Origin of the sequence: Falsiroseomonas oryziterrae (assembly GCF_021864505.1) — a bacterium.
Classification (GTDB): domain Bacteria; phylum Pseudomonadota; class Alphaproteobacteria; order Acetobacterales; family Acetobacteraceae; genus Falsiroseomonas; species Falsiroseomonas oryziterrae.
The window spans coordinates 1-7,274 of sequence record NZ_JAKJIB010000203.1 but is presented as its reverse complement, the minus strand read 5'-3'; the positions used below and the strand labels follow the sequence as shown (position 1 = coordinate 7,274).

At 72.9% G+C, this 7,274-nt stretch carries 9 protein-coding genes; 7 read left to right on the top strand and 2 right to left on the bottom strand.

Annotation, left to right across the window (positions count from 1 at the left end; genetic code table 11):
- Nucleotides 1-1,073, bottom strand: a 1,073-nt coding sequence (locus L2I40_RS15425) for an NAD(P)/FAD-dependent oxidoreductase (RefSeq protein ID WP_237216092.1), incomplete at its 3' end; no start/stop codon positions are given.
- A 65-nt stretch (nucleotides 1,074-1,138) separates the two neighbouring features.
- The gene (locus L2I40_RS15420) at nucleotides 1,139-1,429 is read right to left on the bottom strand and encodes a (2Fe-2S)-binding protein (protein WP_237216091.1); all 291 of its coding nucleotides are present in this window, start codon (nucleotides 1,427-1,429) and stop codon (nucleotides 1,139-1,141) included.
- A 147-nt stretch (nucleotides 1,430-1,576) separates the two neighbouring features.
- On the opposite strand from L2I40_RS15420, the gene L2I40_RS15415 reads away from it, so the two are divergent.
- The 7 genes from L2I40_RS15415 to L2I40_RS15385 all read left to right on the top strand — a co-directional run.
- On the top strand, nucleotides 1,577-2,488 hold the full coding sequence (locus tag L2I40_RS15415; protein ID WP_237216090.1) for a DUF6282 family protein: 912 nt from the start codon (nucleotides 1,577-1,579) through the stop codon (nucleotides 2,486-2,488).
- 305 nt (nucleotides 2,489-2,793) lie between these two features.
- Nucleotides 2,794-3,339 (top strand): hypothetical protein, encoded by a 546-nt coding sequence (locus L2I40_RS15410; protein ID WP_237216089.1) that lies wholly within the window; start codon nucleotides 2,794-2,796, stop codon nucleotides 3,337-3,339.
- Nucleotides 3,339-3,719 carry a response regulator gene (locus L2I40_RS15405; RefSeq protein ID WP_237216088.1) on the top strand — a complete coding sequence of 127 codons (381 nt, stop codon included), beginning with the start codon at nucleotides 3,339-3,341 and terminating at the stop codon, nucleotides 3,717-3,719. The genes L2I40_RS15410 and L2I40_RS15405 overlap by 1 nt, the downstream gene beginning before the upstream one ends.
- Nucleotides 3,720-3,788: 69 nt before the next feature.
- A complete protein-coding gene (locus tag L2I40_RS15400) occupies nucleotides 3,789-4,775 on the top strand; it encodes a Bug family tripartite tricarboxylate transporter substrate binding protein (protein WP_237216087.1) in 987 nt (328 codons plus the stop codon).
- Nucleotides 4,775-5,530: an SDR family NAD(P)-dependent oxidoreductase gene (locus L2I40_RS15395; RefSeq protein ID WP_237216086.1), complete on the top strand. Its 756-nt coding sequence runs from the start codon at nucleotides 4,775-4,777 to the stop codon at nucleotides 5,528-5,530. Before L2I40_RS15400 ends, L2I40_RS15395 begins: the two co-directional genes overlap by 1 nt.
- Before the next feature lie 10 nt (nucleotides 5,531-5,540).
- Entirely contained in the window at nucleotides 5,541-6,746 is a 1,206-nt protein-coding gene (locus L2I40_RS15390; RefSeq protein WP_237216085.1) for an acyl-CoA dehydrogenase family protein, read from the top strand.
- Nucleotides 6,739-7,274, top strand: a 536-nt coding sequence (locus tag L2I40_RS15385; RefSeq protein ID WP_237216084.1) for a phosphotransferase family protein, incomplete at its 3' end; no start/stop codon positions are given. The genes L2I40_RS15390 and L2I40_RS15385, both read left to right, overlap by 8 nt.

The following is a 7,274-nucleotide window of genomic DNA, read 5'->3' as shown; positions in this document are numbered from 1 at the left end:
CAGCCCTGGATCCAGGGCCGCCAGCGCGCCCGTGCATGGGCGCGGCCGTCCAGAAGCTCGAGGTCGCGCAGCGCCGCCAGGGCGGCGAGCCGCCCGCTCGCCGGCGCCGCCGCCGCACCACGCACGCCCCCGCCATCGCCCGCGACGTAGAGCAGCGGGACCGAGGTGCGCCGATCCGCATCCAGCACAGGCACCCAGCCGCCGGCCGAAGCGTCGTAGCGATGCGCGGCACGGAACAGCCGCGTCGCCTCGGTCGCCGGGGTCAGGCCGTGTCCGATGCAGAGTGCGTCGCAATCGAAGGCCTCGGCGGTCCCGCCCGCGAGCGGCGCGACGCGGACGCGCTCCAGCGCCTCGCCGCCTTCCGCGGCGAGCACGCGATGGCTGGACAGAACCGGCACGCCGGAGCCGAGGAACTGCGCGCGCCAGGCCGCGCCCCGCGCCAACAGGTCGGGCCGGGCGAGCAGGGCAGGGATCGCGCGCACCCATTCCCCGCCCGTGGCGAGATCGGCCACGGCTGCGACCTCTGCCCCCGCCTTGCGCAGCTTCGCCGCGACGAGGAACAGCAGCGGGCCGGCGCCGGCCACCACCACGCGCCGGCCCGGCAGCACGCCCTGCGCCTTGAGCAGGATCGTCGCCGCCGCGAGCCCGATCACGCCGGGCAGGGTCCAGCCGGGGAAAGGGATGATCCGTTCCTGCGTGCCGGTGCAGAGGATCAGCGCGCGGGCGGTCAGCGCCGCCGTTCCGCCCTCGGCCAGCGCATCCAGGCGGAACGGCGCGGCAGGCTGGCCCTGCGGCACGAGGGGTCCGCCGCCGAGGCCCCAGACCCGGTGCCCCGTGCGGACCTCGGCACCGCTCGTCGCGAGCGCGGTGCGCAGCGCGTCGCCGATGTCGCGGTCGGCATCTGGTGGCGCGAAGAAGCCGGGTGGCGCGGCACGATGGACCTGGCCGCCGGGCGTCGGATTCTCGTCGAGCAGCACGGTGCGCGCGCCGCGCCGCGCCGCTTCCGCCGCCGCAGCCATGCCGGACGGGCCAGCGCCGAGCACCGCGATATCGAAGGCCAATGGGTACGGCACCGGATTCAGACCTCCGGTGCTCGCGCCCGATGGGCGCTCTGCCCTGCGGTCATCCGGTACCCCGCTCACGCCGGCCGCGCATCGAGCCCGGCGCGGACCGGCACCAGGCAGGCCGGCGCCAGCCGCCCGTCCACGCGGACCAGGCATTGCTGGCAGCTGCCCATCATGCAGAAGGCGGCCCGCGGCGCGCCCGGGCCTTCGCCGAGCCGCCGCACGCCCGCCGAGATCAGTGCCGCGGCGAGGCTTTCGCCGGCTGGTGCCCGCAGCAACCGGCCGTCCCATGTGAACGGCACCTCGTCGGGCCGCGCGATGCCGGCGATTCGCAGGCCCTGCTCCATGACGACGAGACTAGCCACCGCGCCTTGACGCATCCACCCGCGCGCCCGGACACTTCACGCATCGTCGCCTCGCCGGACCGGGGCGGCATGGTGGAGCCGTGCCCGGCTGCGAACATGCTCTCTGCCCCGTCTCCTCCACGGTCCTTCGCAGCGAAAGGCAGCGCCATGCCCTGGATGCCCCCTGGTTCGCACCTCCTGCGCGGCGCCATCGACTGCCATGTCCATTGCGCGCCGCATCTCAGCGGGCGCTCCGTCAACGTGTTCGAGGCGGTGCGACAGGCCGCGGCGGCCGGCATGCGCGCCATCGGCATCATGTGCAACTTCCAGAACACCTCCGGCTACGCCGCGCTCGCCAACGACGAACTCGGCCATCTCGGCTGCACCGCCTTCGGCGGCGTCATCATGCAGCCGACGGCCGGCGGCATCACGCTCGAGGTCGCGAAGGCCGCGCTCGGCTACGGCTACGGCCCGGGCACGGGGGCGCGCTTCGTCAGCCTGCCCACGCACCACACGCGCATGGTCGCCGAGCGCGAGGGCCGCAGCCCCGCCTTCCTCGAGACCACCTTCTGGGTGCCGCCGAGCGGCCGGATCCCGGATCCGGTGCCCGCCATCATGGACCTTTGCGCCGAACGCGACGTCGTCTTCGACTGCGGCCATGTCGCGGGGCGGGAGGCCGTCGCGCTTGCGGAGGAGGCACGACGCCGCGGCGTCGCGCGCATCCGCACCCATGCCAGCCGCTATGCGGTGGACGAGATCCGCGCCCTCGTCGCGCTCGGCGCCTATGCCGAGTTCTCCTTCTTCATCCTGACCCACGCGACGCAGGTCGGGCTGACGCATGTGGACGAGGAGAAGCACCGCATCAGCGCCGGGTCGACGATCCAGGACTTCACGCCGAGGATACGGGCCGCCGGCGAACGGGCGATCCTGTCCTCGGATTCCGGTGTCTATCTGCTGCCGCCGCCCGTCGAGGCGTTCCGGGAATTCCTGCTGCTGGTCGAGAGCGAAGGCTTCCCCGAGGCGGAGATCCGCCGCATGACCGCGACCAATCCTGCCGCGCTGTTCGGGATCGCGGACTGAGCGGCGCCTCGCGCCGCGCGACGCAGTTGAGCCCGCAGGAACGACGCCTCGCGGGGATGGACGGCTCGACGCGTTTCGTGAGGGTTATGATCACTGTCGCGTGAATCACGCCGGCGTGCAGTGCGCCGAGGCGCCGGGATCGTTGCGATTGTGCCGGCGCTCCACACTTCGCGTCTCAGGCGAGTCGTCCTACGGGGCATGCAGCAATGGCGGGAGAGGACTCCACGGCTGGACCCGCGACCGCATGGTCGCTCCAGGCCTGGTCGGAACTGGCGCTGGCGGGCGCCTGCCTGGCCCTGGTCGTCGTGCTGCTGCGCCTCGCCTCGCGGCGCCACAGCCCGCTGGGTCCCGGCCTGACGGCCTTCGCCGTGCCGCTTCTGCTGGCCCTTTGCGGCGTCAATGCCCTTTCGGCCTTGCGGCCGGGTGGCGCACTGCTGATCGAGATCGCGCTGACCGGCCTGGCGGCCCTGTTCGCCGCCCTCCTCGCGCTACGGCTGCCCGCGATGCTCATGCGGCGCGAGGCCGGGCGTGGCATGCACGACCCCGTTCCGACGGTCGCCGCCGGGCTTGCCGACGAGGCCAGCCAGCCGCTCAACGTGGCGACGCTGTGGCTTCGTCGCGCCCGTGCGGCGCGGCATGCCCTGCCCGCGACCGAGCGAGAGACCTTCGAACACTCGGTGCTCGTGATCGAGGATCAGTTGCGCCGGGCGGGCGCCATCGTGGGTCGCATCCGCGACCTCGCGCCGCCGCCCGCACCGCCGTCCTCCGCACCGCCGCCGCCCTCATCGCCGCACTCACCGCCGTCGTCCGCCGGTCCGGCGTGCGGCGCATCCGCCGTGTCGCAGCTCTGATGTCGGTCCCGCCCGGACGCCGGCGCATCCTCCTGGCCGAGGACGAGGCGCTCGCCGCCATGGCCATCGAGGACGAACTGCTGCGCGAGGGCTACGAGGTGGTGGTCGCCGCCGACGGCATCGCCGCCCTCGAAGCGGCGCACGCTGCGATGCCCGATCTGCTGCTCACCGATCTCCGGATGCCGCGGTTGGATGGCGTCGGTCTGATCCGCGCGCTGCGCGCCCGCACGCCGGGTCTGCCGGTCGTGGTCATGACGGGCTTCGCGCCGGGTGGCGCTGAGGAGGTGCGGCGCGCCGCGGGGAACGGGCCGTTGCTGCTGTTCACAAAGCCGCTCGACATGGATGCGGTGTTGGCCGGCCTGCGCCGGCTTCTCGGCTGACCGGCCATCTTGCGAAACCTCCGCGGCAACGGCAGGAGTCACGGCAACGCCTGACCCGAGGGAACCTCCATGCCACGCCGTCGCTCGCTGCTCGCCGCCCTGCCGGCGCTTGGTTTGCCGGCGCTCGCCCTGCCGGGCGTCGCAGTGGCGCAGGACGCGCCATTCCCGAACCGGCCGCTCCGCATCATCCTCGCCTTTGCGCCGGGCGGCGGCACCGACCTGATCGCCCGCACGCTCGCCAGCGCGATGAGCCCCGTGCTCGGCCAGACGGTGGTGGTCGAGAACCGGCCGGGCGCCGGAGGCAACCTGGCCACCGAGGCCGCAGCGCAGGCCCGTCCGGACGGCTACACGATGCTGATGGGCAACCACGGCCCGATGAGCGTGAACGTCTCGCTCTTCCCCAACATGCGGGTGAACCCCGAGACGGCGCTGGAGCCGATCGGGCTGGTGGCCGACGCACCGCTGATCGTGGTGGTCGGGCCGCGTTCGCGCGCGCGCAACCTGCGCGAACTGCTCGACGAGATCCGCGCTGCCCGCGGGAACATCACCTATGGCAGCGCCTCCAACGGGTCGGCGAGCCACCTCGCGGCGGCGCTGCTTCTGCAGATGACGGGTCTCGAGGCCGAGCACGTGCCCTTCCGCGGCGCGGGGCCCGCGCTGACCGACGTCGTCGCCGGCCATCTGCATTTCATGATCACCACCCTGCCCTCGGTCGTCGGGCTGCTGCAGGGCGGCCAGTTGCGTCCGCTTGCCGTCACCGGCGATGCGCGCATGGCGCTGTTTCCCGACATCCCGACCGTCGCCGAGACGGTCCCGAACTACAAGGCGACGGCCTGGTACGGCCTGTTGGTGCCGCGCGGCACGCCCGAGCCGGTGCGCGCACGCCTTTTCGCCGCGATGCGCGAGGCGCTGAGCAACCCGGACGTGGTGCGCCGCCTGCGCGACGAGGGCGCCGAGCCGTCCAACCTGGACGGCGCTGGCTTCGCGCAGCTCATCCGCTGGGAGCGTGAGCGCTGGGCGCAGGTCGTGCGCCAGGCGCGGATCACGGTCGACTGATGCCGCTTTTCTCGCTCGAGGGTCGTGTCGCCCTGGTGACCGGCGCCTCGGGCGGTCTGGGCCGCCATTTCTGCCGCGTCCTGCACGAGGCGGGCGCTGCGGTCGCGCTTGGCGCCCGCCGCCCGGAGGCGGTGGCGGCCGATGCGGCGGCGCTGGGCGACCGCGCCATGCCGGTGGCGCTCGACGTGACCGACACCGCTTCCGTCGCGGCGGCCTTCGGCGCGGTCGAGGCGCGGTTCGGCACTGTGGACCTGCTCGTCAACAACGCCGGCATCGCGGCGACCAGGCCCTTCCTCGAGCATACCGAGGAGGAGTGGGACCGCGTGCTGGACGTGGACCTCCGCGGCGCCTTCCTGGTCGGTCAGGCGGCGGCGAAGCGGATGGTCGCAGCGGGCAAGCCCGGCGCGATCGTGAACATCGCCTCGATCCTCGGCGGGCGCGTCATCCCCGGTGTCGCGGGCTACTCCGCGGCGAAGGCCGGCCTCGTGCACCTGACCCGACAGATGGCGGTGGAACTCGCGCGCCACCGCATCCGGGTGAACGCCCTCGCGCCGGGCTACGTGGCGACCGAGATCAACCGCGACTTCTTCGCCTCCGAGGCGGGGCAGGCGGTGGTGAAGCGCATCCCGCAGCGCCGCCTCGGCATGGTGGACGACCTGACCGGCCCGCTGCTGCTGCTGGCCTCCGACGCCGGCGCGCACATGACCGGCAGCGTCGTGACCGTTGATGGCGGCCATTCGGTGAACAGCCTCTAGGATACGCGCGATGGACTTCTCCCTGCCGCCCGAGATCGAGGATGTCCGCCGGCGCGTGCGCGACTTCGTCGAGACGCGTCTGATCCCGCTCGAGGCCGACCGCGCCAACTACGACGAGCACGAGAACATCCACCCCGAAGTGCTGAAGCGCCTGCGCGTTGAGGCGAAGGCGGCCGGGCTCTGGGCGCTGCAGATGCCGAAGTCGCGTGGCGGCGGCGGGCTGCCTGTGGTCGGCATGGCCGCCTGCTACGAGGAGATGAACCGCTCCATCTTCGGCCCCGTCGTCTTCAACAGCGCCGCCCCCGACGACGGCAACATGATCGTGCTGGAGAAGGTGGCGACTGACGCGCAGAAGGCGCGCTGGCTGCAGCCGATCGTGGACGGCGCCGTGCAGTCGGCCTTCGCCATGACGGAGCCCGATGGCTGCGGAAGCGATCCCGGCCTGACCTACACGCGCGCCGAGCGCGTCGGCAACGACCGCTGGCGCATCACCGGGCGCAAGCACTACATCACCGGCGCGGGCGAGGCGAAGCATTTCCTGCTGATCGCGCGCACCTCGGACGACGAGCGCAAGGGCCTCACCTGCTTCCTCTTCCACGCCGACCAGCCTGGCTGGGAAATCGTGCGCCGCATCCCGATCATGGGGCCGGAGGAGCATGGTGGGCATTGCGAGCTGCGCTTCGACGGGCTCGAGATTCCGGACGAGAACGTGCTGATGGGCGTCGGCGACGGCCTGAAGCTGACGCAGATCCGCCTCGGCACAGCCCGCCTCACGCATTGCATGCGCTGGCTCGGCATGGGCCGCCGCGCGCTCGAGATCGCGATGGAGCGGATCAAGCACCGCGACTCCTTCGGCATGAAGCTGATCGACCGCGAGAGCGTGCAGGGGCTGATCGGCCAGGCCGCGATGGAACTGGAGATCGGCCGCCTGCTGACCATGAAGGCCGCCTGGGTGCTCGACCAGGGCGGCTTCGCGCGCAAGGAGGTCTCCATGGCGAAGATCGTCGTGGCGGATGGGCTGCACAAGGCGGTCGACACCTCGCTGCAGCTGCTCGGCGCGCGCGGCTATTCCAAGGACACGCCCGTCGAATGGATGTACCGCTATGCCCGCCAGGCGCGGCTGGTGGACGGCGCGAGCGAAGTGCACCGCATGGTCATCGCCAATTTCCTCCGCCGCGAGGGCGCGGAGTTCTTCCGCTGGGGCGCGCGTGACTGAGGCGCAGCGGGCGGCGCTGCGAGACTGGCTCTCCCGGGCCGCAGGCGACGCGGACCTGCGCATCGTCGACGCGAAGAAGCTGTCCGGCGGCGCGATCCAGCAGAACTGGGCGCTGGAGGTCGAGACGAACGAGGGACCGCAGCGCTGGGTCCTGCGCACCGACAGCCCGGCCGTGCTCGCGGTCAGCCTCCCCCGCGCCTCCGAATACGCGCTGCTCCGCGCCGCCTGGGATGCTGGCGTGACCGTGCCGCAGCCGCTGTTCCTCTGCGAGGATCGCGGCGTGATCGGGGCGCCCTTCTTCGTCATGCGCCGCGTCGCGGGCACGGCGCTCGGCCCGCGCGTCGTGAAGGACGCGACGCTTGGCGGCGGGCGCGAGAGGCTGGCCGAGGCGCTGGGCCGCGAGCTCGCCCGCATCCACCGCATCCGCCCGCCGCGCCCCGATCTCGCCTTCCTGGGCGCACCGCCGCCCGATGCCGGCCTCGCCGCCATTGCGACGCTGCGCGGTCGCCTCGACGCCGCCGCCACGCC